General features: G+C 60.4%; 29 protein-coding genes and 1 tRNA gene. 19 read left to right on the forward strand and 11 right to left on the reverse strand.

The window, feature by feature from the left end:
• The first annotated feature begins 76 nt into the window (after window positions 1-76).
• A complete protein-coding gene (locus LIX15_RS02810; RefSeq protein ID WP_227775995.1) occupies window positions 77-1681 on the forward strand; it encodes a Na+/H+ antiporter NhaC family protein in 1605 nt (534 codons plus the stop codon).
• 51 nt (window positions 1682-1732) lie between these two features.
• On the opposite strand, the gene LIX15_RS02815 is transcribed toward LIX15_RS02810, so the two are convergent.
• Entirely contained in the window at window positions 1733-2527 is a 795-nt protein-coding gene (locus LIX15_RS02815; protein WP_227775996.1) for a ZIP family metal transporter, read from the reverse strand.
• A gap of 116 nt (window positions 2528-2643) precedes the next feature.
• Between LIX15_RS02815 and LIX15_RS02820 the strand changes: the two genes are divergently transcribed.
• The 3 genes from LIX15_RS02820 to LIX15_RS02830 all read left to right on the forward strand — a co-directional run bounded on the left by LIX15_RS02820 (window position 2644) and on the right by LIX15_RS02830 (window position 4236).
• Entirely contained in the window at window positions 2644-2787 is a 144-nt protein-coding gene (locus LIX15_RS02820; RefSeq protein WP_227775997.1) for a hypothetical protein, read from the forward strand.
• A gap of 37 nt (window positions 2788-2824) precedes the next feature.
• Window positions 2825-3772 carry an alpha/beta hydrolase gene (locus LIX15_RS02825; RefSeq protein WP_227775998.1) on the forward strand — a complete coding sequence of 316 codons (948 nt, stop codon included), beginning with the start codon at window positions 2825-2827 and terminating at the stop codon, window positions 3770-3772.
• Between the two features lie 74 nt (window positions 3773-3846).
• The gene (locus tag LIX15_RS02830; RefSeq protein WP_227775999.1) at window positions 3847-4236 is read left to right on the forward strand and encodes a DUF7344 domain-containing protein; all 390 of its coding nucleotides are present in this window, start codon (window positions 3847-3849) and stop codon (window positions 4234-4236) included.
• Between the two features lie 25 nt (window positions 4237-4261).
• On the opposite strand, the gene LIX15_RS02835 is transcribed toward LIX15_RS02830, so the two are convergent.
• Complete coding sequence (locus LIX15_RS02835; protein WP_227776000.1) at window positions 4262-4756, reverse strand: metal-dependent hydrolase; 495 nt, start codon at window positions 4754-4756, stop codon at window positions 4262-4264.
• Between the two features lie 72 nt (window positions 4757-4828).
• Here LIX15_RS02835 and LIX15_RS02840 point away from each other — a divergent pair, with 72 nt between their 5' ends.
• The 9 genes from LIX15_RS02840 to LIX15_RS32685 all read left to right on the forward strand — a co-directional run bounded on the left by LIX15_RS02840 (window position 4829) and on the right by LIX15_RS32685 (window position 11595).
• Window positions 4829-5518 carry an SDR family NAD(P)-dependent oxidoreductase gene (locus tag LIX15_RS02840; RefSeq protein ID WP_227776001.1) on the forward strand — a complete coding sequence of 230 codons (690 nt, stop codon included), beginning with the start codon at window positions 4829-4831 and terminating at the stop codon, window positions 5516-5518.
• Between the two features lie 62 nt (window positions 5519-5580).
• Window positions 5581-5775 carry a hypothetical protein gene (locus tag LIX15_RS02845; protein ID WP_227776002.1) on the forward strand — a complete coding sequence of 65 codons (195 nt, stop codon included), beginning with the start codon at window positions 5581-5583 and terminating at the stop codon, window positions 5773-5775.
• Window positions 5776-5935: 160 nt separating this feature from the next.
• Window positions 5936-6730, forward strand: coding sequence for a hypothetical protein (locus LIX15_RS02850; protein WP_227776003.1), 795 nt, complete (start codon window positions 5936-5938; stop codon window positions 6728-6730).
• Window positions 6727-7191: a DUF8135 domain-containing protein gene (locus LIX15_RS02855; RefSeq protein WP_227776004.1), complete on the forward strand. Its 465-nt coding sequence runs from the start codon at window positions 6727-6729 to the stop codon at window positions 7189-7191. The genes LIX15_RS02850 and LIX15_RS02855 overlap by 4 nt, the downstream gene beginning before the upstream one ends.
• Complete coding sequence (locus LIX15_RS02860) at window positions 7188-7712, forward strand: DedA family protein (RefSeq protein ID WP_227776005.1); 525 nt, start codon at window positions 7188-7190, stop codon at window positions 7710-7712. Before LIX15_RS02855 ends, LIX15_RS02860 begins: the two co-directional genes overlap by 4 nt.
• Before the next feature lie 78 nt (window positions 7713-7790).
• Window positions 7791-8120, forward strand: a complete 330-nt coding sequence (locus LIX15_RS02865; RefSeq protein ID WP_227776006.1) for a transcription factor S — start codon at window positions 7791-7793, stop codon at window positions 8118-8120.
• 68 nt (window positions 8121-8188) lie between these two features.
• The gene (gene ppc, locus LIX15_RS02870; protein ID WP_227776007.1) at window positions 8189-10873 is read left to right on the forward strand and encodes a phosphoenolpyruvate carboxylase; all 2685 of its coding nucleotides are present in this window, start codon (window positions 8189-8191) and stop codon (window positions 10871-10873) included.
• Between the two features lie 41 nt (window positions 10874-10914).
• Window positions 10915-11424 carry a hypothetical protein gene (locus tag LIX15_RS02875; RefSeq protein WP_227776008.1) on the forward strand — a complete coding sequence of 170 codons (510 nt, stop codon included), beginning with the start codon at window positions 10915-10917 and terminating at the stop codon, window positions 11422-11424.
• A 42-nt stretch (window positions 11425-11466) separates the two neighbouring features.
• Window positions 11467-11595 (forward strand): hypothetical protein, encoded by a 129-nt coding sequence (locus tag LIX15_RS32685; protein ID WP_265338401.1) that lies wholly within the window; start codon window positions 11467-11469, stop codon window positions 11593-11595.
• A 27-nt stretch (window positions 11596-11622) separates the two neighbouring features.
• Here the strand turns inward: LIX15_RS32685 and LIX15_RS02880 are convergent, their stop codons facing one another.
• Window positions 11623-12453: a ZIP family metal transporter gene (locus LIX15_RS02880; RefSeq protein WP_227776009.1), complete on the reverse strand. Its 831-nt coding sequence runs from the start codon at window positions 12451-12453 to the stop codon at window positions 11623-11625.
• 84 nt (window positions 12454-12537) lie between these two features.
• On the opposite strand from LIX15_RS02880, the gene LIX15_RS02885 reads away from it, so the two are divergent.
• Together LIX15_RS02885 and LIX15_RS02890 are read left to right on the forward strand one after the other, a co-directional pair.
• Window positions 12538-12789, forward strand: a complete 252-nt coding sequence (locus tag LIX15_RS02885; RefSeq protein WP_227776010.1) for a hypothetical protein — start codon at window positions 12538-12540, stop codon at window positions 12787-12789.
• Between the two features lie 4 nt (window positions 12790-12793).
• Complete coding sequence (locus LIX15_RS02890) at window positions 12794-13474, forward strand: YqjF family protein (RefSeq protein WP_227776011.1); 681 nt, start codon at window positions 12794-12796, stop codon at window positions 13472-13474.
• Window positions 13475-13556: 82 nt separating this feature from the next.
• On the opposite strand, the gene LIX15_RS02895 is transcribed toward LIX15_RS02890, so the two are convergent.
• Window positions 13557-14078 carry a hypothetical protein gene (locus LIX15_RS02895; protein WP_227776012.1) on the reverse strand — a complete coding sequence of 174 codons (522 nt, stop codon included), beginning with the start codon at window positions 14076-14078 and terminating at the stop codon, window positions 13557-13559.
• A gap of 204 nt (window positions 14079-14282) precedes the next feature.
• Here LIX15_RS02895 and LIX15_RS02900 point away from each other — a divergent pair, with 204 nt between their 5' ends.
• The 4 genes from LIX15_RS02900 (at window position 14283) to LIX15_RS02915 (ending at window position 18025) form a co-directional block, all read left to right on the forward strand.
• Complete coding sequence (locus tag LIX15_RS02900) at window positions 14283-15014, forward strand: hypothetical protein (RefSeq protein WP_227776013.1); 732 nt, start codon at window positions 14283-14285, stop codon at window positions 15012-15014.
• Window positions 15015-15171: 157 nt separating this feature from the next.
• Window positions 15172-16152 (forward strand): glycosyltransferase, encoded by a 981-nt coding sequence (locus tag LIX15_RS02905; RefSeq protein WP_227776014.1) that lies wholly within the window; start codon window positions 15172-15174, stop codon window positions 16150-16152.
• A 47-nt stretch (window positions 16153-16199) separates the two neighbouring features.
• Entirely contained in the window at window positions 16200-17171 is a 972-nt protein-coding gene (locus LIX15_RS02910) for a beta-ribofuranosylaminobenzene 5'-phosphate synthase family protein (RefSeq protein WP_227776015.1), read from the forward strand.
• A 17-nt stretch (window positions 17172-17188) separates the two neighbouring features.
• On the forward strand, window positions 17189-18025 hold the full coding sequence (locus LIX15_RS02915; protein ID WP_227776016.1) for an RAD55 family ATPase: 837 nt from the start codon (window positions 17189-17191) through the stop codon (window positions 18023-18025).
• 5 nt (window positions 18026-18030) lie between these two features.
• Here the strand turns inward: LIX15_RS02915 and LIX15_RS02920 are convergent, their stop codons facing one another.
• The 7 genes from LIX15_RS02920 to LIX15_RS02950 all read right to left on the reverse strand — a co-directional run bounded on the left by LIX15_RS02920 (window position 18031) and on the right by LIX15_RS02950 (window position 22672).
• Complete coding sequence (locus tag LIX15_RS02920; RefSeq protein ID WP_227776017.1) at window positions 18031-18303, reverse strand: hypothetical protein; 273 nt, start codon at window positions 18301-18303, stop codon at window positions 18031-18033.
• A 15-nt stretch (window positions 18304-18318) separates the two neighbouring features.
• A tRNA-Pro gene (locus tag LIX15_RS02925) sits at window positions 18319-18389 on the reverse strand.
• A 44-nt stretch (window positions 18390-18433) separates the two neighbouring features.
• The gene (locus LIX15_RS02930) at window positions 18434-19492 is read right to left on the reverse strand and encodes a succinylglutamate desuccinylase/aspartoacylase family protein (protein ID WP_227776018.1); all 1059 of its coding nucleotides are present in this window, start codon (window positions 19490-19492) and stop codon (window positions 18434-18436) included.
• 77 nt (window positions 19493-19569) lie between these two features.
• Entirely contained in the window at window positions 19570-20124 is a 555-nt protein-coding gene (locus LIX15_RS02935; protein WP_227776019.1) for a hypothetical protein, read from the reverse strand.
• A 149-nt stretch (window positions 20125-20273) separates the two neighbouring features.
• The gene (locus LIX15_RS02940) at window positions 20274-21146 is read right to left on the reverse strand and encodes an RNA-guided pseudouridylation complex pseudouridine synthase subunit Cbf5 (protein WP_227776020.1); all 873 of its coding nucleotides are present in this window, start codon (window positions 21144-21146) and stop codon (window positions 20274-20276) included.
• Window positions 21146-21724 (reverse strand): (d)CMP kinase, encoded by a 579-nt coding sequence (cmk, locus tag LIX15_RS02945; protein ID WP_227776021.1) that lies wholly within the window; start codon window positions 21722-21724, stop codon window positions 21146-21148. Before cmk ends, LIX15_RS02940 begins: the two co-directional genes overlap by 1 nt.
• 39 nt (window positions 21725-21763) lie before the next feature.
• Window positions 21764-22672: a DUF106 domain-containing protein gene (locus LIX15_RS02950; RefSeq protein ID WP_227776022.1), complete on the reverse strand. Its 909-nt coding sequence runs from the start codon at window positions 22670-22672 to the stop codon at window positions 21764-21766.
• Window positions 22673-22820: the final 148 nt, after the last annotated feature.

Raw genomic sequence — 22820 nt, forward strand, 5'->3', positions numbered from 1 at the left:
ATATCAGATATAAAATGAAAAATTGATGGACGGATATAGAAAGTCACTTTTATGATGCCATGTGTACCCAATTGTCATGGCATCAGATTTCGGAGCACTGTCGCTGGTACCACCGCTACTGGCCATCGTATTGGCCGTCACCACGCGGCGAGCGATGCTGTCGCTGTTCATCGGTGTCTGGGTTGGTGGCATCATCTACTCCGGTAGCCTCGGCGTCGCACAGATGTTCGACTGGATTATCTCGTCGATCGGCGAGAGCACGTTCAACGCGAAAATTCTCGTCTTTACCCTCCTGATAGGGGCCGGAATCGCGCTTATCTGGCGATTGGGCGGTGCGTTTGCCATCACGCGGTTCGCCACCCAGCGAATCGACTCGCATCGTAGGGCGGGCATCACGACGTGGCTCCTCGGTCTTCTCTGGAACTTCGACGATTACGCCAACAACGCCATCGTCGGCAGTTCGATGAAAGACATCGCCGACGAGATGAAGATGTCCCGCGAGAAACTGGCGTACATTCTCGACTCGACCGCCGCGCCGATGGCGACCATCGGGCTTTCCAGTTGGGTCGCGTTCGAAATCGGACTGATACACACCCAGTACGAGGAACTCGGCATTCAGGGAGAGACCCCCACTGCGGCCACGACGTTCCTCCAGAGCATCCCCTTTAACATGTACGCGATTCTCGCACTGGCGATGGTCGGCATCATCGTCATCACGCAGCGCGATTTCGGCGAGATGCTCACTGCCGAAAACCGCGCACAAACCACCGGAAACGTCATTCGAGAAGAAGCTCAGCCACTACAGAGCATCAAGAAGGATTTGGGCGAACCCGCACTCGACGACGCACCCCTCCGGATGTTCCTCTTACCGGTTTTCGCGCTCGTCACCGTCGTCATCGGCGGGGCAGTGATAACGGGGTACGCCCCCGGACGGACGCCGATTGAGATGTTCGACAACACGGACGTCGCTGGCGCGCTCGTCTGGGGTTCGTTCGCCATGGTTGCGACGGGTATCGTCCTGTCGCAGGTTCACGGCGCGATGAGCTTAGACGAGACGATGGAAACCGTTCTCAACGGATTCGGAACGATGCTTCCGGCGGTCAGTATTCTCGTGTTGGCGTGGTCTATCGGCTCCGTCGCCAGCGCGCTGGAAACCGGCGCTTACGTCACTGCGTACGCCGAAGGAGTCGTCTCACCACTCCTCCTGCCCGTCGTCATCTTCCTCATCTCCGCCTTCATCTCCCTCGCCATCGGCACGTCGTGGGGAACGATGTCGATAATGACGCCGATAGTGATACCGATGGCGTGGAGTATCGGCGGCGAGTCGTCGCAGCTCATCGCAATTGCCGTGGGTGCGATGTTCAGCGGCGCTATCTTCGGTGACAACTGCTCCCCCATCTCCGACACCACGGTTCTCGCATCGACGTTTTCGGGGTCGGATCACATCGACCACGTCCGAACGCAGATGTACTACGCGGGAACCGTCCTCATCGCGACGGCGGCCATGTACCTACTGTACGGACTCACGAACGTCAATCCGCTCGTGCTCCTTCCGGTCGGCGTCGTAGTGTTGGTCGCACTGGTCTACGCGTTTTCGGAGTGGGATGCAAATCGCAAGAATATCTCATCGAAACCGGCCGCGAAACGACAGTCGAAACCCGACGTGACTAGCGACGACTGAGTGGGCAAAATTACGTCCGCGGTATTTTATCGTACTCTAACGTTTCCACGGCTATCCCAACGACACGTCGAGAAAGAGCATCACGACGATTCCGAGCATCATCCCGAGGGTCGCCTCGCGTTCGTTTCCGCGGGCGTGCGTTTCGGGGACTATTTCGTCGCTGATGACGAACAGCATGCCGCCCGCGGCGAATCCCATCGCGTAAGGGAGAATCGGCATCGCGACTTGTACCGCGAGGGCACCAAAAACGGCCAGCGGAATTTCGACCAGTCCAGCCCGGACGCCCGCGATTGCGGCGTAAAAGAGCGAGCCGAATCCGGCGTTCCGCGCCGCGACGGCGACGGCCAACCCTTCCGGAACGTTCTGAATCCCGATCGCCAGCGTCAGCGCGAGCGCGTCCCCGAGATTCCCCGCACCGAATCCGACGCCGACGGCGAGTCCCTCGGGCATGTTGTGAAGCGTGATAGCGACGATGAAGAGGAGGACGGAGGCGGTTCGCGGATCGCTAGTGCCGTTTTCTCGAACGTCCCCCGTGATAACAACGTGGACGTGGGGCACCCACTGGTCGGCCTGGTCTAAAACGAGGACGCCGAAAGCAAAGCCGACGATGACGGGAAACACGCCACCTGCCTCGATACCGGGGAGAATGAGACTCGTGAAACTGGCTGAAAGCATGACGCCCGCGGCGAATCCCAGCGCGGAATCCAAGGAGCGTTCCGACGGGTTTCGCCAGACGAGAACGAGCAGTGCGCCGAGCGTGTTGAGCGCCGCGATGATGATGCCGCCAGCGAGACCCCACAAGACGCGATTTTGCCCGACGATTTCGACGAACAGGTCTTCTACCATCGCACGAATCGTCCGGTCAGACGAATCGAGACGACAAAAAGCCGCGGTCGAAACACAGGCCACTTCCAGCGCGGATGGACAGGGGGATTGAAATTCGCCGAGGTTGACGGGAACGTATGGGGGTGTGTGACATCTGCGAGAAGCGTAAGTCAAAAGGAACGCAGTTGGTCGGCAGAACCGGGGAACTGTGGGTGTGTCGCGGCTGTATGATGCGGGCCGTCACCGGCAAGAAAGAGGAACTGTCGTTTATGGACTGGTAGCCGAGTTTTATGTCGCTCGTCGCCGTGGTGAAACGCAATGACGAGCACACGGGCACGCGGGAAGTTCGACGGGTCGGAAGAGACACCCGAACTGTCGCGTCTGCGGTACGCGAAGAACGACGCCGATTTCGAGAGCGAGGGAACGCGCTGTGCCGGGTGGCTGTACACGCCGGAGGGGAAAAAGAAACCGCCGGTCATCGTGATGGCACACGGCTTGGGCGGAGAGCGGACGTTCGGCCTACCGGAAATAGCGAAACGGTTCGTCGCCCGCGGATTTGCGGTCTTTCTGTTCGACTACCGAAACTTGGGCGACAGCGACGGTGAGCCGAGAAATCTCGTGAGCTTCTCCCGGCACGTCGCCGATTGGGAATCAGCCATCGACCACGTTCGGGGACTCGACGCCATCGACCGGCGGAAAATCGCACTGTGGGGCACGTCGTACAGCGGCGGGCACGTCATCGAAGCGGCCGCGGGCGACCACCGAATTGCCGCCGTCGTCGCGCAGGTTCCCTTCGTAGACGGCCGAGAGGAACTCCGCTCGGCGGGCATCAAAAAATCGCTGAAGGGGACGGTTTCGGGGCTGCGAGACCTCGTCCGAAAGTACACCTTTCGCAGCCCGCGAACAGTTCCGGTCGTCGGCGACCCCGACGAGTTCGCCGTGATAAACGCGCCGGGAGCGAAAGCCGGGTACATGGACATCGTCCCCGACCCACCGGTGTGGGAAAACGAAGTTCCGGCGCGCGTGTTCCTCGACATTTCCCGCTACCGACCGATTTCGGTCGTCGAGGACGTGCCGTGTCCGCTGTTCTTGTTGGCAGGGCGGGACGACGAAGTCGTCTCCGCCTCGTCGGTGAAGGAGGCCGCGGAGACCGCTGATGCGACCTACGTCGAACTCCCAATCGGCCACTTCGACGCGTACAATTCGGCGTTAGAGGAGGTTTTAGGCTACGAGATGGCGTTTTTCGACCACCATCTCCAAAATTGATAGATGAAGGGAATATATCCGAGAGTAAGAGTTGACTTTATATCGTTTGGTGTATTCTCGTATAATATATGACGATGAAACCATCTAACAATCTGAACCATTGTAAGACATCGAACAATCGAAACGAAATCGTCTCGATCGAAGATATCTTCGACGTGCTTACTGCGCCAGAACGACGTGCGGTGCTGTACGCTCTGTGCAACCAATCGAAGCCGATAGATGTAGACGAATTGAGTAGAAAGGTAGCGTCGGCGGACGTCGGCAACACGCGGAACTCTCCCGAGCAAATCAAACCCATCCTTCACCACGTTCACTTGCCAAAACTCGAACAGTTCTCCCTCGTGGAATACGACCGCGATCTAGGTACTGTTGAAATAAAGCGACTGCCGCGGCGATTGAAGCGCTATCTTCAATTTACCGCGGCGGATGAAATGGAAGCGTGTTTGGAGGATGTGACCGCGTAGTCGAAAACACGGTTGAAAGAACTGTTCAGCCGAGCGCGTGGCCGAGGAACCACGCGCCAGCGATGATGATAGTTCCACCAGCGAACAGTAGATAGTTCGCCTTCGGGTCGCTGGCCGGTGTGATGTCGAGCGTGAAATGCTTGTCCGAAACCGGCCAGAACGGGCGAATCCCCATCGGCGTCAACACGTCCGCGAGAAGGTGGGAGACGATGGTGAGCGTTCCGACCAGCAGTCCGAATCCGGCGAACCACAGTCCGACGGAGACGCCACCGTCGACTCCGGCGAGAACGCCAGCCGCGGCACCCGAAAGCAGTCCGACGAGGAGCGCGAAAGGAATCGAATGCGTCGGGCCGCGATGTTGGAGTCTGATCGTCTTCGAATCGAGGTCGGGAAGCATCGCCAACGCGAGGGAGAGACCGGCACCTAAAAACGCGCGGTCTGTCAGTCCGGCGGCAACGAGGACGCCGGCAATCGGCGCGTAGAGCGTGAGTGCAACGCCGAAATGACCGGGTCGATACATGATTTTCGCAAGAGCCGAGCGGGGTTAACTCCGACGGAAACCGGTTTTACGAACCCACCCGTCTGAACTCGCATGGACGGATTGACGGCGGTCGTCACGGGCGGCACGCGAGGAATCGGTCGGCAGGTAACGCGCGCCTTCGCAGAAGCGGGCGCGAACGTCGCTCTCTGCGGGCGTGACGCGGATGCAGTGGACGAAACGGTCGCCGCCATCGAAAACGCGGGCGGAACCGCCGTCGGACTCCGGGCCGACGTGCGTGACGAGTTCGACGTGGAGCGGTTGATGGAAACCGCGGCCCGGTTCGAAAACGACGGCATCGACGTGGTCGCGGCGAACGCCGGAATCTACCACGGAACGCCGGGCGAGACGCCGCTCGTCACCGAACCCTACGCCGCGTTCGACGACACGTTCCGAACGAACTGCCGCGGGGTGTTCACCGCGATTCGGGAGTCGCTACCCCACCTCTCCGAAAGCGCCAGAGTCGTCGTTCCGACCGGCGGAATCGGCCACGAGACAGAGGCAGGGTACGGTTCCTATGCCGTGTCGAAAGCCGGAGCGGAAGCACTCGTTCGCGGGTTTTCCGCGGAAATCGACCAGACGGTCGTCGGACTCGACCCCGGCGCTGTCGCCACGGAGATGATGGGTGGACGGGGTCGAGAGCCCGAAACAGTCGCAGAGATGTTCGTCTGGGCGGCGACGGACGCGAAGGACGTGAACGGCGAAATAGTGGGACTGAAGCAGTGGCGACAAGCGACGCGATAGGGAGTAGAAGAGCAGTTGGGAGGGGTTTTTTATCGCCGATTTTTCGGGAGGGACGGCGTGGTTTGTGTGATCGCCGAAGCACGAACTACGCCGTTAGAGGCCGGGCGTGCCGTGACACGTCCGGCCAACCCAAATTCGACCCGCCGTTTTCGATGAAATCCATCTTTCCCGTAAACGACACCATGACGAACATCCACTTGGCGGACGAATGTGGCGCACTCGCCCGCCTGCTGATCTGGTCGGACACGGACGAGTGAGCTCGGGCGTGGGTTGCGCGTAGCAGTTGGAAAAACTCACAATCTGTTCCAGTCGTTCCGAATCAGTAATAATGTGACAAATTATATACTGTTCTGCAATCCGTCACATCGTGCAGAGCCGAAACGTTAAGTCAGCAGTGTGAGAAATGGTGTCTACCTGATGGCGAGCGAAGATGTGGAGCAGACGCACACGCCGAAGTTACCCGAGTCGGTAACTCGGTGGTTGGACGAGAAAGCAGCGGAACTCGACTGCTCACGTCAGCAACTGCTCTCGGAACTGCTCACGGCACATCGCACTCTCGACGAGGACGACGCGATAGACGGCGAGCTCAACGCCGTACGCGAGGAGTTTACGTCGAAGCTGACCGATGTGCGAGAGCGCGTCGTGCAGGTCAAGCGCGAAACGGACGGGAAAGCATCGACCGACCACGCCCACCCCGACCTGCGGGCTGAGTTGATCGAAGTCCAGCGCGCGGCGGAGGAAGTGGATGCACTCCGCGAACGCGTCGAGGAAAACCGCGAGCGCGTGGACAGCGGATTCGAGAACTACGAATCGGTGCTGGAGTACCTCACCGAGACGACCGACGAGTTGGAAAACCGACTCGACGTACTCGCGCGCGCGCTCGTTTCCGTCCGCGACCAGACGCGTACGCTCGCCACGCAAAACGCGACGCGGGCCGCGACGGCCGAACTCGCTCGGACGGCGAATCGAAACGGAATCGAGAGCGCAAAATGCTGCGAGTGTGGAACGGGCGTCACCATTTCGCTTCTAACCGAACCGTCCTGTCCGCACTGTAGCGCGACGTTCGAGGGCGTCGAATCGAAACGGAGCTTTCTCGGGTCCGATCGACTCGTCGTCGGTCGGCCACCCGCAATCGAGGGAGAAACGATCGATTCCGACGTGGACGCGTCGGTGGACGAGGTCGAGGAGATGAGCGAGGAAGCGGATAGATGACGGGCGAAGATACCGCCGAGAGAGAAAGGAAAGGAAGAGACGAAACGGGCGGAAAGGGTAGAAAAGAAAGAATGGACGGGAGGGACGAACCACTCGCGAACCTCGCCAAGGGAGTGGAGGCGCGCCGGAATCGAAATCCGACCCGCGACCGTGGCGAATTGGACGACGCCTTTACCGAAGAACGCGTTGGCGAGGCGGACGTGAACGACCCCTGGGCGGAGTTGGAAACCGAAGACAGCGGCGACCTCGTTGTCTCCGCACCGCGCGAGACGATCGAGGACGACCGCGACGTTCGCACGATTCCGAAGTCTACCTGCCGCGACTGTCCACATTTCGGCGACCCGCCGAGCGTCCACTGCACACACGATGGAACGGACATCCTCACGATGATCGATATCGAACAGTTCCGCGTGGCCGATTGCCCGATGGTCGTGGACGAAAAAACCCCGCTTACCGAATGAGTGGGCTCGCCGAAACGGCCGTGTCGCTCATCCAACAGTACGGCTTTCTCGCCGTGTTCGTGTTCGCGTTTTTAGAATCCTCGATGCTGTTTCCGCTTCTGCCGAGCGAACTCGTCGTTCCGACGGCGGCGGGACTGCTCGTCCGCGACCCCATCTCGTTCGCCCTGTTCGTCCTCGCGATGACGGTCGGAACGACCGTCGGCAGTTTACTTCCATACTTCGTCGGCCACGAGGGACACGGCGCACTCGACAGGTACGGACAGTACCTCCGCGTTTCGCCGGACGAAACCGACCGCGCGAGTCGCTGGTTCCGCAGGTGGGGTGAACATTCCGTTCTCTGGGGGCGTTTTCTGCCCGTCCTGCGCTCCGTCATCTCGATTCCCGCCGGATTCGCGGAGATGGGGTTTCGAAAGTTCGTTCTCTACACGACAATCGGCGCGTTCGCGTTCAACCTACTGGTCACCGGACTGGTGTACGCGGGCCGGGACGACCTGCTCCACCTGCTTTCGGTGCTTCCGTAGGCCGTCTGTTTTCGGTGTACCGCTCTCGGCGCTGTCGTAGTACGTGGTGCTTTTGCGTCTCCGCACGCTATCGCGGGTATGCAATTCTGCGACGACTGCGGTTCCATGATGAAATCCATGGGGTCGAAGATGGTCTGTGCGAACGACGACTGTCAAGCGACGACGGCAAAAGACGAAGAACGCGCGAAGGAGTTCGTCTCCACGGAGGAACAAGGCGATTCGGAAGTCATCGAAACCGAGGAGGGCGCGGATTTCGAGGGCAAACCGACCGCCACGGACGTGACCTGCGACAAATGTGGCCACGGCGAAGCGTGGTACACCATCAAACAGACCGCCTCCGCCGACGAACCGCCAACGCGCTTTTTCAAGTGCAAGGAATGCGGTTATCGCTGGCGGGAGTACAACTAACTCGCACAGTTCTCGCAGTTTTTGACTTCAGACCGACGTTTTAGGTATCGGGACGACGACGATATGGTATGCGATTACACACCCGCGACGTCGGTCAGGACGTGCGCGAACTCGGCGGCTTGCTCGGCGACGTGCTTTCTCGCCTCGGGTCGGAAGAAGCGTTCGAGACGGTCGAAACCTTGCGAACCGAATCCATCGACTACCGGCGCGAAAAGACGGACTCCCGCGACGCGGTTCAGGACGAAATCAGGGGCCTCTCGCCGGAACTGGCGGGTCACGTCGCCCGTTCTTTTGCCACCTATTTCGAACTCATCAACCTCGCGGAGGAGCGCCAGCGAGTCCGCGCCATTCGGGAGGGGACGCAGGAAGGGACGCTTCCCGACAGCCTTCGTGCGACGGCCGAAACGCTGGCGGAGGAGGACGCCGACCCGGAAACCGTCCAGCGCGTGCTGAACGACGTGTCCGTCGTTCCGACGTTTACCGCTCATCCGACGGAAGCGCGCCGGAAGACGGTGAAGGCGAAGCTACGGTCGGTCGCGGCTCTGCTCTCCGAATTAGACGAGCGCAGATTAACCGAGCGGGAACAAGCGAAACTGGAGCGACAGTTAGAGAGCGAGGTGACTGGACTTTGGGAAACCCGCCAAGTGAGAAAGCGCAGGCCGGACGTGACCGACGAAGCGCGGAACGTCCTCTGGTACTTAGAAAACGTCCTGTTCGACATCATCGGCGAGGTGTACGACGAACTCGACCGCACCGTCGGCGAGGAGTTCGATGCCGACGTTCCGGAACTGTTCTCGTTCCGCTCGTGGGCCGGGAGCGACCGCGACGGCAATCCGTACGTCACGCCCGAAATCACCGCGGACACGCTCTCCCGTCAGCGCGAAGTCGTACTGGAACGCTACCGCGACGAATTAAAACGGCTGTCCGGCGTGCTCAGTCAGGACGGCGATCGGGTTCAGACGAGCAGCGCGTTCGAATCGAGCCTCGAAAGCGACCGGGAGCGGTTCCCCACCATCGCCGACACCGCGACCGAACGCTATCCCGACGAACCCTACCGCCAGAAACTCGCCCTGATGCGGGTTCGAATCGACCGCGTCGAGGACGTGCGACCCGGCGGGTACGCCGACGCCGAGGAACTGCTGTCCGACGTAACCGTCATCGCGGATAGCCTCCGCGAAAACGGTGGAGAGGCGGTCGTCGAAACGGAGGTCGACCCGCTTTTGCGGCAGGTCGAAACCTTCGGTTTCTCCCTTGCCTCACTCGATCTGCGCGACCATCAGGAGAATCACACGACGGCAATCGCCGAGACGTTGGCCCGCGAGGGATTCGACTACGACTCGATGAACGAAGAGGAGCGTGTGTCACTGCTCACGGACGCGATTTTGCAGGACGAACCGATCATCGACCTCGACCCGGAGGGGCTTTCGGAGACGGCTGGTCGCGTGCTGACGCTGTTTTCGGAAACCGCGAATTGGCAGAAAGAGTACGGTCAAACGGCCATCGACACCTACTGCATCAGCATGACCGAAGAGGCGAGTCACGTCCTCGAAGTGCTGTTTCTCGCCGATCAAGCCGGAATCGTGGATTTACCCGGCTACGCCGGACTGGACGTGGTTCCCCTGCTCGAAACCGAGTACGCCCTCTCGGGCGCCCGGCGCATCATCGGGACGCTGTTCGAGAACGAAGCCTACACCGCTGCGTTGGAGGCCCGCGGCGGCAGTCAAGAAATCATGCTCGGTTACTCCGATTCGAACAAGGAAAACGGCTTTTTGGCGGCGAACTGGAGCCTCTACAAGAATCAGAAGCGACTCGCCGAAATCGCCAACGAGTACGACGTGACCCTCCGCTTGTTCCACGGGCGCGGCGGGTCGATTTCCCGCGGTGGCGGGCCGATGAACGAAGCCCTGCTCGCGCTCCCGCGCGAGACCGTTTCCGGACAGGTAAAATTCACCGAACAGGGCGAGGCCATCGCAGAGAAGTACGCCAACCCCGCGATTGCCGAGCGCAACGTCGAGCAGATGCTGGACGCCCAGATTCGCGCGCGCTACGACGCGATAGACGAAGGTCCCGAATCGCTTCCCGACGAGTGGACGGAGACGATGGACGTGGCCGCGGACGCCGCCCGCGACGCCTACCGCAACCTGCTCGAATCGGAGGGATTCGTCACGTATTTCGAACAGACGACGCCGATTCAGGTCATCGAAGACCTCAATCTGGGGTCGCGCCCCGCCTCCCGTTCGAGCGAGCGAACAGTCGAAGACTTGCGGGCGATTCCGTGGGTGTTCTCGTGGACGCAATCCCGCTGTATCCTGCCGGGGTGGTACGCCCTCGCGGTTGGACTGGACGCCGTCATCGAAGACGGTAAGATGGACACGCTTCGAGAGATGTACGAGGAATGGCCTTTCTTCCGCACGACGCTGGACAACGCGACGTTGGCGCTCGCCCGCACAGACCTCGATATTACCACGGAGTACGCGAGTCTCGCGGAAGATGATCTACGAGAGGAGTTTTTCCCACAATTGGAGGAGGAGTACGACCGCTGCGTCGAACTCGTCACGGAAATCACGGGCCGCGACGAACTGCTCGAACGGGAGTGGCTTCGGAACAGCCTCAATCGGCGAAACCCCTACGTTGACCCGCTCAACCTCCTGCAGGTGAATCTTCTGCGCCGAACCCATCTTACCGAAACGGAACGTCGCGCCCTCCGGCTCACGGTAACCGGGGTTGCAGCCGGGATGAAAAATACGGGATAAACGTTAGGGTCGCTCGTACCGTGCGTTGGTTCGGGAAAATCATGCATGAATTCGACAGGCGGCGATTTCTCGAACTGACGGCGGGAACGATCGGACTCGCTGGTACCGCACACGGAACGACCCAGGGAACGAATCGGCGAAATCGCAGGATGGTGTTCGAAAACACCGACCAGCTGTCGGACGCGTATTTGAACCGTATCATACTCGTCACGGAGACGTCTGAACCCGACGCGAACGTCCCGCCCGTCGGCGGGTGTGGCTTCGACGACCCGTGGCCGCCCGCGAACGTGGACGTGTTTCAGGGCATCGTGGTGGAGTGGCGAAATCGGGACACAGCCAGATTGCTTGGGACGGATAGACGAGTACGAGCCGAAAAACTCGTTCGCCGCGACCTCTACGTCGAACGCCGTGACTCGCCGGTCGAAATCGGGACGCCGTTCATCATCGAAAACGTCGTTCGGTGTCCGAGCGGATTGGTCGGCGTGGAGGCCAGCCAGATTCCGGGAGTTCGAATCGAAACGCCGCCGGAGGACGAAGGCGGAATCGGGTGACCTTTCCTCGGACGTATCCCAAGACGCGAGTGTGACGACGAAGTGCATCCGGGGCGGGAGGCGGGCGAACACTGCGAGGGAATGCACGTCGGCGACCAGAGAATAATCGACTCCCTCCACGCGTTTTTGCCGGACTATCTCCGGGAGTTGGAGAATCCGGATTCGAACTGAGAACTCTGATCGTCGCGCAGGTTCGAATTACGGCTGTGCGATGGTCAACCAAAAGACGAAGACGACCACGCCGCCGAGCGTGGTGCTGGCGACGGCGTGGGTTCTGAGTTTGTCGAGCAGGTGATGCGCATCGTCGGAGAGCTGTGCGACCTCGTACACCTCGCCGCCGAGTTCGCAGCGCGGGAGGAAATCCATCGCGACGTGGAGGAAGACACCCGCCGCAAAGCCGAAGACGATGCCGTTGGCCGCGTCGCTGGACGGAACGTTGAGGAGCGCCGAGAGGATGGCGGTGATGCCGACGCCCGCCGCGGGAAGGAGGAGAATCGAGACGGGTTTGCCCGCGCGCCGGAGTCGATGGGCCGCGACGTAGCCCGCCGGGCCTTTGTGCGAGACGATGGCGAGTCCGAGGAGGAGACCGAGGCTCGGCATGTTGCCGTACACGAGTCCGATGATCGCCCCGGCGGTGAGCGAGTGTGCAGTTAGTTCGAGCGCTGCGTGGTCGAAGGGAACGTCTAAGTGCATCAGCCGATGGCCGACGGTGTGCGCGCCGAACCCGGTCAGAATACCGAAGGCGATACCGAACCCGCCGAACTGGGGGTGATGGCCGATTGCGTTAGGAACGAGGAAGACGGCGGCACTGGTTATCATCGCGCCGCTGGCCAGCCCGAACGCCCAGACGAGCTTTCTCGCGTGCGTGGACTCGCCCGGACGCGAACCGAGCGCGGCGGCCCCCGCCATCGCGGCGAACGCGACCCACGCGATAGCAAGCACCTTGTCCAACCCCGCTGACACCGCAAAGCCCGACAGCACGACGAGCGAGAGGAATCCGAGGAGTCCGATTCGAGACAGACGTGGCATAGTTATTAATTTTCAACTCCATCTTATTACGTCGTCGGTTCCCGGCCATAAAACTAATTTATTGTGACATTCTCGGCACGGGTAATGCAGACGAAAACGGCTCGAAACGTCATACTACTTCCCGACAATCGTGCCGTGCAGGCATTCGCGATAGCCGCCCTGTTCGCGGCGACGATGCCCTTCGCGGATGCAGTCGCCTCTGGGACGCTCTCACGCCTCGGATTTACCGTGGCTGACACCGGTTCGCATCAGGCGCTATCGCTACTGTTCGTCGTCGGCACGTCGGCCAACGTCGCGTTCTGCCGTTCCGACTGCTGGCGCGTCGTGCGGTCGTAACGCCATGCGCGCGCTCCAGTTCACGTGGCGGGACTGCCTGTTCGTCCACTGGCCGGTCGAACGCGGGACGCTCCGAACCGCTGTTCCGGATTCGCTGGCTCTCGACACCCATGAAGGACAGGCGTGGGTTAGCATCCTCGTCTCCACCATCGAAAACGCCAGGCCGCCGGGGGTACCAGCAATGTTGGGAATGACGTTTCCGCAGGTCAACTTCCGAACCTACGTTCGCCTCGGCCGCACGCCGGGCGTCTATTTTTTGAGCCTCGATACCGGCAGTCGACTCGCGGTTCGCGTTGCTCGGTCACTGTATCGACTACCGTACTACTACGCGGACATCGTTACGGAATCCGGGTCGCTCCACCGAGTTCGAAGCCGGCGTATTCAGCGTGGCGCGCCCCCGGTCGAGTTCGAAGCGACCTACGAACCCGAAGGGTCTGCAAGCACCCCGGAACCTGGAACGCTCGAAGACTTTCTCGCGGAACGCTATCGTTTATTCGTCCCGCAGGCAGGACGCACGACCGAAATCGAACACGACCCGTGGTACCTGTATCCCGCGACCGCCGAGGTGAGCGCGGAGTCATTCTTCGAAGCTGTCGGTCTCCCCGAACCGAAACGAGAAACGCGAGTTCGGTACTGCCCACGGATGGAGTTTCATGTACAGACACCGACGCGAATCGAGGAGTAAGGTGGGACAAAAATGGTAGCTTTCGGGGAAATCAGTCCGTCAAAACGCTTCTAAAAGCCGCTTCTGCACGAATCCGTCGTTTCTACCACGAGACTTCGAAGGTTCGTTCGCTCGCCGTTTCGTCCTCTTCGACCTGAACGAACGCGCCGCTGTTGTTGAATTTCTTGACGATTCCTTCGACGATTCCTCGATCCATCGACGTCGGGTAGGGCGTTTCACACACCATGCGTCCGCTGGTTTCGCCGGTTTCCTCGAACTTGTAATGACCAACGTCGCCCTCGTGGTGCATCTGATACACGTCGTCGAGTGAGGTCAGGGCCGCTTCGACGTCGTCGATCGTTGGTGGCCACTCGACGGTTTCCGGAATCTCCTTGCCGATAGTTTTGACGGTTTGCGGGCCGATTGCGTCCACGAGATCGTCGAGTGCGTTGATAGTATCTTCGAGGGAGTACCACTCACCGGGTCGTGGTTCCGGAATCCCGTGACTGTCGAGGACGTCGATAACGCGCTTTCGATACGCACCCGATAATCGAGAAACACCCTCAACGATCGAAGAGAGAGAATCGCCTTTTACTTTCGCATCTGCTGTTACTGTCTGAGACATGAAAAATACGTCCCGCACAGATATTAAGTAGTTTACTATTATCTATTTAAATAATTTGGGTGTGATTTAATAGACTCTAGGAAAATACCAGACTGAGACGGTTATACCGCGTCAATCGCTCTAAAACACTCACCTAGTTACTAGTAAATTACACTACATAACAGTATCCGTAAGTTTATCGTCTGTAAACTTATTTATGAATATATGAGCGTCGGAGATGAAAATTCTAAACTCGAAACGGCCCACGAAACCTACGAAATAGAGGATGTGGCCTTCATCGGTCGCACGCTCGAAGAGTACGTGCGTATGTTCGACCTCGACCTCGACGAACTCCACGACGCCACGATTCTCGACTGTCCGTCGGGAGCCTGTGCGTTCGTCGCCGAGGCGACCAAACGCGGCATCTCCGCAGTCGGCGCGGACGTGATGTACCAGTCTGACTACGTCGACCTTGACGAACGCGGTGAGGTCGATATCGAGATGGCTCTCGACGGATTCGACGGCGTCGAGGACCTGTTCGAGTGGGATTTCTACGGCGACGTGAACGGCGTTCGAGACCACTGGACAAACGCCTACGAAACGTTCCTCGATGACTACTCCGCGGGACTTACCTCCGGTCGGTACGTCCCCGCAAAACTCCCGACCCTTCCCTTCGAGGACGACAAGTTCACCCTCACACTCTCGGCGCACTTGCTGTTCTTGTACGCCGACCGACTCAGCTACGAATTCCACGTCGAATCCCTGCGCGAACTTGCCCGCGTCACCGAAGAGGAAGTTCGCGTCTACCCGCTTGCGGACTTCGAAGGAACGCCGTATCCGCGGCTGGACGAGATTCTCGATACACTGATGGAAGACGGACACGGCGTCGAAATCGAATCCGTCCCGTTCGAGTTCCAGCGCGGTGCCAGCGATATCCTCGTCATCGACTGCGCTTGAGTTCACCGTCGTCTTTCGGCGAAAGACCGTCCACTCGATTCACCCCCCGCTGGCGCACTCGCACCGTATCGAATCTCGTTTTAAATGCTGTCTACTATTGATTCACATCAAGCATAAAATCCAAATATACTTGCCGCGGCACCGTAGACAGTCATCCATGAGTCGGACCGTCGCCGTCGCGCACTATCCGGAGGGTGCTGGTCACGCAACCCGGATGCTCGCCGTGGCACAAGCACTGGAAGGACCGGAAACCGATGTCGTCCTTGCCGGTGGAGGTCCCGGGTCGCAGTTCATCGAATACAACGGGTACGAGGCCTACCACCCCGCAACAGTCGATTACATCGGCGATTATCAGGGCGGCTCAATCTTCAACGTCCTCACGCGGAGCGTTCCGGACAGCGCGAAACGAGTGTTCGATTTCGCCCGATGGCTCCGTCGGGAAGACCCCGCCGCGCTCATCACTGACGACATGTTCGCCGCGATGGCCGCCCAACTCACCGACACGCCGCTGTACGTGCTCACGCACAACGCCGCGTCCTACTACGACGCGGCGGTCGAACAGGCGTTTACGTGGTTGCTCAACCGATACCAACTCTCGGTAGCTCACGCGTTTCTGTATCCCGCAGTCTGGCCGCCGGACAGGGGCGACCCGCCGGGCGTTGTCCACATCCCTCCCATCGCACTCGAACCGAACGGCGCGGAGGCACCGGACGACGTCGGCGTCCTCATCGTCCCCAGCACGTACTCCACGAACTTCGACGAACTCGCGCGCACGCTTCGGGAAGAGGGACACACCGTTACGCTCGTCGGCGACGACAGTTGGGAGTGTGCCGCGTCGCTTCTGCCGTGGATTCAGTCGGCCGACGTGGTCGTCTGTTCGGGCTACTCCACCGTGATGGAGGCCGCTGTGGGCGGAACGCCGTGTATTATCTACCCTTTCACCGACGAACAACACGGCGTTTCGCGGGTCATCGAGCGCCGCGGCCTTCGCGGATTCCAAGTCGAGCACTCGATTCCGCACGTCGCCCGCGCGGTACGCCACCCGCCGGAATCGCCCAGTCACGAAAACGGTGCGAAACGGGCCGCGGAGTTCGTGTTGAACCATATGGAGAAAGGGGAAGCCCGGATACCGCGGTAATTTGCCACTGCCGAAATCGGCTTTTTTCCCTCCGCTGACCAGTACGTATGGTACGGGTGACGGTCGGCGCGCGACTCCACTTCGGATTTCAAAACCTCTCGCTCGCCTACGAGCGACTGTACGGCGGTCTCGGAGTCGCACTCGAATCGCCGACCGTCTCGGTCGAAGCCCTCCCCGCGGGCGAAGTACGCTGTGACGATTCTCGCGCGCGTGAGTACGCTCGCCGTGCGACGGATATGTTGGACGTTCCGGGCGTAGAGCTTCGCGTTCACGAGACCCTCCCGAGCCACGTTGGACTCGGAAGCGGAACCCAACTCGCGCTCACCGTCCTCGCCGCGACTGCGCGGGCGTACGATCGCCGACCCGAAATCCGCGACGACGCGCCTACGCTCGACCGGGGCGGGAGAAGCGGCGTGGGCGTTTCGACGTTCGAACGGGGAGGATTCGTGGTCGATGCGGGCCACCCCACCGAACGGTTCACCACCGACCGACCCTCTCGCGGCGAGTGGGCCGTCCCACCCGTCGTAGCCCGGCACACGATTCCCGAAGAGTGGCGATTCGTGGTCGTGCTCCCCGAAGCGAAACCGGGACGAAACGGCGACGGCGAGGACGAAAGCATACGAACGGTGGTCGAGCGAGCAGACCCCGCAATTTCGGACGATATTTCGGTGATGCTCCTGCGTCGGGTGCTTCCGGCAATCGTGGAAGACGATCCGGAGACGTTCGGCGCCGGAATCGCCGAAATCGGGCGGTTGAACGGCGCGTGGTACGCCGACGAACAAGGGGGCGTCTACCGCCCGCCGGTCGGCGAACTCGTGACCGACATGGAAGAGTCCTCGTCGATTTTCGGCGCAGGCCAGTCCTCGTGGGGACCGGCGGTGTACGGCGTGACGACGCGAAACGAGGGCGACGCTGCGATTGAGGCGGCGCAGGCGGCGCTCGATTCCGCGGGAGTCGGCGGCGAGGTGCGAATCGCTCGTCCGAGAAACACGGGTGCGAGCATAAACGGTAAGCGGTAGGGAAGAGTGTCACCGACATGAACCGAATCCCGTTCGGCGTCTCGCAGTTCGACTCGCTCATCGGCGGCGGCGCCCCACCGGGAAGCGTCGTCCTGCTGGCAGGCGACGCCGGGGCGGGCGCGCGCGAGTTCGCGTACACCAGTGCGACGATAAACGCCCTCGGCCACGCCAACACCGACCAGTTCGACCTTCACTACGGAGCAGTGGACTCCTGTGCGAGCCTCCCCGAGGAGATTCACTACGTCTCGTTTACCGCTAGTGCCTCGGAAATCTACGCCGAAGTCACGCACGCCATCGACGAGAAACTGGCGACGCCTGCGTCCGAAGCGATGGAGTTCGAAGACCTCTCGAGCGAGTATTTTCAGTTGAGTCCGATTCCCCACGACTGGTACGTCGAAAAGCGTAGAACTATCACCGACCTCGGAGGGAGCCACGGTCGCCGGGACATTCTCGAAGCACTAGGAGACTATCTCACCAAACACGCTTCGAATAATCTCGTAATCATCGACTCGCTCACCGATCTCATCTCCCTGCCCGACGAACAGGCGGACTGGCACGAAAATTCCATGCTGTTGAAAGGAATGAAGAAAGCGTCTCAATCGTGGGGCGGGCTGATTCTCGTCCTCGTAGACCAAGAGAGTCTGACGGACACGCAGATGGGCGAACTGATGGGTGCGACGGACGGAACCATCAGTTTCGAGTGGGAACGCGGCGGCAACGAGCGCGCCCGAACCATGTTCGTCCGCGAGTTCCGGGGCGTCCTCTCGCGCATCGAAGACGAGAACATCATTCAGTTCGAAATCGAGATTCAGGGCGACGGGTTGGACATCAGCAACGTCCGGAAAATCAGATGAAGCTATTAGGTGAGTTGGAGGAATTGTACCGGCACTGATTCGACCTTAGCGCGGCGACGTGTACTCCATGCCGAGGAACGGCCGCGCTTCGTCGGGGTCGGTGATGACCGACCGAGCATCTCCGCGAACTCCACGGCGAGTTCGATAACCACCAAATTCTTCTGAATCACTTCGTCTCGGTGAGGATATTTCCAGTAGGCGTCCTCGATGCCGACGCGAACGACGTTGCCCCGGCGTGAAGGCCGAAAACTCGCTTCGCTCGCCTTTCGTACTCCCATTTCGTTTCGCAAAAGTGGGACCGTCGAGAGTCGAACTCGAGTCCTACGGACCCCATCCGCAGAGGATACCACTACCCCACGGTCCCGCGGCATTTCGGAAATGGCGAGTGCGTGAGTTAAGCCCTTCGTTTCACTCTTGGTCGCGCGTGACGACGAGGTCGCCGTCGTCGCGAACCGCGAGGCTCGTCACGGGGTCGTTCTCGTAGGCCGAAACGCCGTGATAGCGTCCGACCACGTAGCCGTCGTGGTCGCTTTCCACCCTTGTCTTCGAATCGCCGTGCGGCGTTACGATGTCCGCGATGACGTCGCCCTTCTCGAAGGTGTCGCCCGCTTCGACGCGGTGGCGGACGATTCCCGCCGTGTCGGTGTGCGGATGAACCGCGCGCTTGACCGGAAAATCGACGGGAGCGGAGAGATCGGTCGGTTCGGGATCGCCGGGGAGCATGTCGAGTTCGCGCATGACGTTCATCAGGCCGATAACGCCCTTCTCGCTGGTATCCTCCTCGACGACTTCGAACCCGCCGAGTTCGACTGTGAAGGCTGGAATTCCGGCGTTGTTCAGCGCCCACCCCGCAGTCGAACGCTGGAGGTTCTGCTCGACGTACTCCTCGGCGGCGTACTCGTTGACGACCGGGAAATCGTAGGCGTCCACGAGTCGCTCCAGTTCGTCCGCAAGCTGGTTTGCTTCCGATTCGGTTCGCTCGCTTCCGTAGAGAACCCTGTCCCGAATCACGAACGGAATCGACCCGACCTGTGCGGTGTGGAGGTCGACGAGCGCGTCGGCGGACTCCTCGAAGGCATCGAAAATCCGCCCGTCGATGAGTTCCTGTACGCGCGGGGGGCGCGAACCGTCGGCGCCCGGGTCGGGGAAGTACCGATTCGGGTCGTCGTCGTGGTAGTACGAAGCGCGGGACGTTTGGCGCAAACCGGCCGGATTCAGGGTGGGAAGGCAGACGACTGTTCCACGAATCTTCGATTCGAGGTTCTCTTTCATCACGTCCTGTGCCACGGCGAGAGCGGTTACTTCGTTGCCGTGAATCGACGCCGTAATCCAGAGTGTCGGGCCGTCTTCTTCCCCCTCAGCGATGAGAACGGGGAGTCGTTCCGGGGTTCCCGTCGGAAGATCGGTTACGTCGAACCACCCGGTAACGAGTTCGCCGGGGGCGGATTCAGCGGTGCCGAGGTTCATACCGGGAGATGTTCGGCAAGTAGTAAAAAATCGCGCGTAGCGGCAGTGGCGACGAAACCGAATCGTGACGACTCTCGTTAGTTCCGAAGAACAGTTCGACGCTGGTTTCGTTTGCAACGTTCCCGAGAACCTCTGCACAGCGTCCGCGTCGATAGACTCGAACGAATCGCTCCGTAATCGAACATTCCAACCCGTGTTTGAGACCGATTACAGTCGAACAGTTTCGACGGGACGAAAAGCGAATCCTCCGCACCGGTATCCCACACTCGAATCGACAGGTCATACACGGACGGTTCGTGGAACGCGATGGCCACCACCGAATCGGTCGGGAACTCGAACGTACTGTCGAGAACCACCTCGCCCGTTTCCCGGTCGGTGACCACGACCACGGCGGTTCGAAACCGGATTCCCGCGTTCCAGGTGCTCACCGTGTGATGTGGGGTATCGCCGTTGGGTCGTCCGATTCCCACGGATCTGAGCGTCATTCCCGGGTCGTACGTCCCGAGATTTCCCCTCGCAATCGGCGGGATTCGGTGTTCGGTCGTCGCCGCGGTGAGGGCACCGACGCTGAAACACCCGATAATCGTCGTCACCACGGCGGGGAATCCGGCGAGGAATGTCCGACGATTCATACCATAATAAAAAAGATACGTAGATAGATCGCTTTTGAAGGAGTGAGACAGCGTTTATCAGTGAAATTTGAATATTCATGATGATATTTTGATTTAATGATAGGGTGAAATTGACCGGCGAAGACAGGGGGAATGGGAGAAGCAGGAAATCAGACCAACACGCGTTCCAGCGCGACGACTTCGCCGTCGTCCGCATCCGCATCGCCGACCATCTTTCCGAGACAGACCGCTGAACCGCTCGGCGTGAAACAGGCGACGAGTTGATCGCGCTCCGCATCCTCCGCGTCGATGACGCCGGGGGCGTACACCGGCGCGCCGTTTGCGACCTGTTCCGCCGCGTTCGGGGCGATGGTGACCGCCGGAAGGTGCGTCAGTGCACGTTCCGCCGGGTGGACGATTTCGCGCAACCAGTCGTCGGTTCCGTCTTCGCGCCAGCGACCGAGGGCGTCCGAGAGGTCGTGAAGCGTCGCGAGGTCGGTGTCGTCGAAGGGGTCGGTTCCGGTTCTGCGGAGGTGTCCCATGTGCGCGCCGGTTCCGAGCGCGAGTCCGAGGTCGTGACAGAGCTTTCTTATGTAGGTACCGCTCTCACAGCGAATCCGCAGGAGCACTTGCCTGTCGCGGACTTCGAGCACGTCCAACTCGTAAATCTCTCGGACGCGAAGTCTGCGCGAGACGGCGCTTTTCCGCGGCGGTTTCTGGTACAGCGGCGCTTCGAACTCGGAAACGATGGACTCGATGTCGCCCGGCGGTTCGTCGTGAATCTCCAGCACGGAGACGTACTCTTTCGACCCTTCGAGAAACACCTGCGAAAGGCGGGTCGCCGTGCCGGTCAGAATCGGCAGACAGCCCGTAACTTTGGGGTCGAGGGTACCCGCGTGGGCCGCCTGCTCGACTCCACAGAGGTCGCGAACCCACGCGGCGACTTGGTGGGCCGACGGGCCGGGCGATTTGTCGAGGTTGATGACGCCGAATTCGAGCAGTTCCTGGGGCGAACGCTCGTCAGGTGGGCCGCGGAGCGTCATCAGAAATCGTATGAGACGCCGGTAATTGGATACTTGCCCTCGTCGGCTTCCGGGTCGTAATCCTCGACGGCGGTCGTCAGCATGTCGAGAACGTTCTCGGGGTTCCACCGCGCCGTGTTGACGCTCAGGTCGTAGATGGTGAGGTCAGTGATGTCGATGCTGTAGTACTCTTCGTACCGTTGGGCCTCACTGCCCGCACGGGCGCGGGTTTCCGTCGCGGCCTGTTTCACCGTCTTTTCTTCGCGGTCGGCGATGCGGGCCGCCCGAACGTCAAGGGGTGCATCCAGCCAAATTCGGAAATCGGCGTGTTCCCCGGCGAGCCAGCCCGCGAGCCGGGATTCGAGGACGAGGTCGTCGCGTTCGACGGCGATTTCGCGGAGTCGCCTGTCCAAATCTCGGTCGATTTCCCCGTCTTCCTCGGCGAGTTTGTTGAACTCGAGCGGCGTCAAATCGCGCTCCGCGGCGAGTTCGCGGAAGATGTCGCCGCCGCTCACGTGTCCCAATCCGAAAATCTCGGCGAGTCCCTCGGCGGTCGTACTCTTTCCGCTCCCCGGTGGGCCGGAGACTGTCAGTAGCATATTCCCTCTCGAACGGGCACCAAGAAAGAGGTTTTGAACTTACGTCGGCGTCGTCTGGATGTTCAGTGCCTTGCGGATGAGCTGCGTGAACGCCATCGAACAGAGGAAGTACCAGACGATCCACGCCTGCATCGGGCCGATGACGCCGTGTTGCCATTCAATCGGGCCGCCCGCCATCGGAATGATAATTTTCTGCGGGACGACAGCACCCGTATCCGTACCGATTCGCCAGTACATCCAGAGGAAGACGGGGATGGTCAGGAACATCGTCCAGACCATCGGGCGGAACTGCTCTTTGAACATGCCCATCTGGTCGCCCATCGCATCCATCTGCTCCTCGCGGATGCGCTCCATCTCCTGCTCGTCGCCCTTCTCGCGGGCTTCCTTCTGGCGCTTTTGGATGTCCTTCATCCGCTGTTGGTACGCGCCCATCTTCTCCATGTTCATCAGGTTGTCCTGCAGGAGCGTGGAGTACAGCCCCGTCAGCATGGCGAGAATCATGATGACGACGTAGAAGGGGAGCGCCGATTCGACGGGGCCGATGAACACGTCCACGGCACCGCCGACGACGCCGCGAACCGATTTGATGGAGTAGCCCGCGAACAGGCCGATGCTGGCCACTGCCGCGAGTTTGTCCCACTTCGACCACGTCGTGCCATCCACGTCGTCCACGTCGGCGGACGATGTAGCGGCAGTAGTACCCGTCGAACCGTCGAGCGCGCTCTCGACCGCGTCGGGGTTGGCGAGTTCGAATCCGTGAATCCCGTCCACGAGGATTCCCTTCTCTATCATGCGACCCCACTGGCCGCTCGTGATGTCGTCGCTCACGTCGCCCCACTCGACCTCGTCCGACCCCTCGTCGGTTCGTTCGTAGACGACCGAGAGTGCGTCGGCCATCGCCGAATCCTCGGCGATAAGCGATTCCACTTTCTGCGCTGTCCGTGCCATTACGTCGGATTTGGAATCCGTCGTTAATCAACCTTCGCCATCGACGCGACGAGACCGGGAGTTGTGGTTTTGGCGGTGAGGAGTAGGATACCAGCTACGTAACTGATTGATAGAGGAAAAACAGGGAACCGTTAGGGAGTTCCGACTC

Origin of the sequence: Haladaptatus pallidirubidus, assembly GCF_020700235.1 — an archaeon.
In the GTDB taxonomy this organism is placed as follows: Archaea; Halobacteriota; Halobacteria; order Halobacteriales; family Haladaptataceae; genus Haladaptatus; species Haladaptatus pallidirubidus.

Coding starts and splice junctions, on each gene's coding strand:
- LIX15_RS02900 (WP_227776013.1), top strand. CDS start 14,283: ATGAGCGTCGGAGATGAAAATTCTAAACTCGAAACGGCCCACGAAACC.
- LIX15_RS02875 (WP_227776008.1), top strand. CDS start 10,915: ATGCATGAATTCGACAGGCGGCGATTTCTCGAACTGACGGCGGGAACG.
- LIX15_RS02905 (WP_227776014.1), top strand. CDS start 15,172: ATGAGTCGGACCGTCGCCGTCGCGCACTATCCGGAGGGTGCTGGTCAC.
- LIX15_RS02820 (WP_227775997.1), top strand. CDS start 2,644: ATGGGGGTGTGTGACATCTGCGAGAAGCGTAAGTCAAAAGGAACGCAG.
- LIX15_RS02835 (WP_227776000.1), bottom strand. CDS start 4,756: ATGTATCGACCCGGTCATTTCGGCGTTGCACTCACGCTCTACGCGCCG.
- LIX15_RS02880 (WP_227776009.1), bottom strand. CDS start 12,453: ATGCCACGTCTGTCTCGAATCGGACTCCTCGGATTCCTCTCGCTCGTC.
- LIX15_RS02890 (WP_227776011.1), top strand. CDS start 12,794: ATGCGCGCGCTCCAGTTCACGTGGCGGGACTGCCTGTTCGTCCACTGG.
- LIX15_RS02865 (WP_227776006.1), top strand. CDS start 7,791: ATGCAATTCTGCGACGACTGCGGTTCCATGATGAAATCCATGGGGTCG.
- LIX15_RS02825 (WP_227775998.1), top strand. CDS start 2,825: ATGACGAGCACACGGGCACGCGGGAAGTTCGACGGGTCGGAAGAGACA.
- LIX15_RS02815 (WP_227775996.1), bottom strand. CDS start 2,527: ATGGTAGAAGACCTGTTCGTCGAAATCGTCGGGCAAAATCGCGTCTTG.
- LIX15_RS02915 (WP_227776016.1), top strand. CDS start 17,189: ATGAACCGAATCCCGTTCGGCGTCTCGCAGTTCGACTCGCTCATCGGC.
- LIX15_RS02885 (WP_227776010.1), top strand. CDS start 12,538: ATGCAGACGAAAACGGCTCGAAACGTCATACTACTTCCCGACAATCGT.
- LIX15_RS02895 (WP_227776012.1), bottom strand. CDS start 14,078: ATGTCTCAGACAGTAACAGCAGATGCGAAAGTAAAAGGCGATTCTCTC.
- LIX15_RS02830 (WP_227775999.1), top strand. CDS start 3,847: ATGAAACCATCTAACAATCTGAACCATTGTAAGACATCGAACAATCGA.
- LIX15_RS02860 (WP_227776005.1), top strand. CDS start 7,188: ATGAGTGGGCTCGCCGAAACGGCCGTGTCGCTCATCCAACAGTACGGC.
- LIX15_RS02920 (WP_227776017.1), bottom strand. CDS start 18,303: ATGGGAGTACGAAAGGCGAGCGAAGCGAGTTTTCGGCCTTCACGCCGG.
- LIX15_RS02950 (WP_227776022.1), bottom strand. CDS start 22,672: ATGGCACGGACAGCGCAGAAAGTGGAATCGCTTATCGCCGAGGATTCG.
- LIX15_RS02810 (WP_227775995.1), top strand. CDS start 77: ATGGCATCAGATTTCGGAGCACTGTCGCTGGTACCACCGCTACTGGCC.
- LIX15_RS02855 (WP_227776004.1), top strand. CDS start 6,727: ATGACGGGCGAAGATACCGCCGAGAGAGAAAGGAAAGGAAGAGACGAA.
- LIX15_RS02940 (WP_227776020.1), bottom strand. CDS start 21,146: ATGACGCTCCGCGGCCCACCTGACGAGCGTTCGCCCCAGGAACTGCTC.
- cmk (WP_227776021.1), bottom strand. CDS start 21,724: ATGCTACTGACAGTCTCCGGCCCACCGGGGAGCGGAAAGAGTACGACC.
- LIX15_RS02910 (WP_227776015.1), top strand. CDS start 16,200: ATGGTACGGGTGACGGTCGGCGCGCGACTCCACTTCGGATTTCAAAAC.
- ppc (WP_227776007.1), top strand. CDS start 8,189: ATGCGATTACACACCCGCGACGTCGGTCAGGACGTGCGCGAACTCGGC.
- LIX15_RS02935 (WP_227776019.1), bottom strand. CDS start 20,124: ATGAATCGTCGGACATTCCTCGCCGGATTCCCCGCCGTGGTGACGACG.
- LIX15_RS02930 (WP_227776018.1), bottom strand. CDS start 19,492: ATGAACCTCGGCACCGCTGAATCCGCCCCCGGCGAACTCGTTACCGGG.
- LIX15_RS02840 (WP_227776001.1), top strand. CDS start 4,829: ATGGACGGATTGACGGCGGTCGTCACGGGCGGCACGCGAGGAATCGGT.
- LIX15_RS02850 (WP_227776003.1), top strand. CDS start 5,936: ATGGCGAGCGAAGATGTGGAGCAGACGCACACGCCGAAGTTACCCGAG.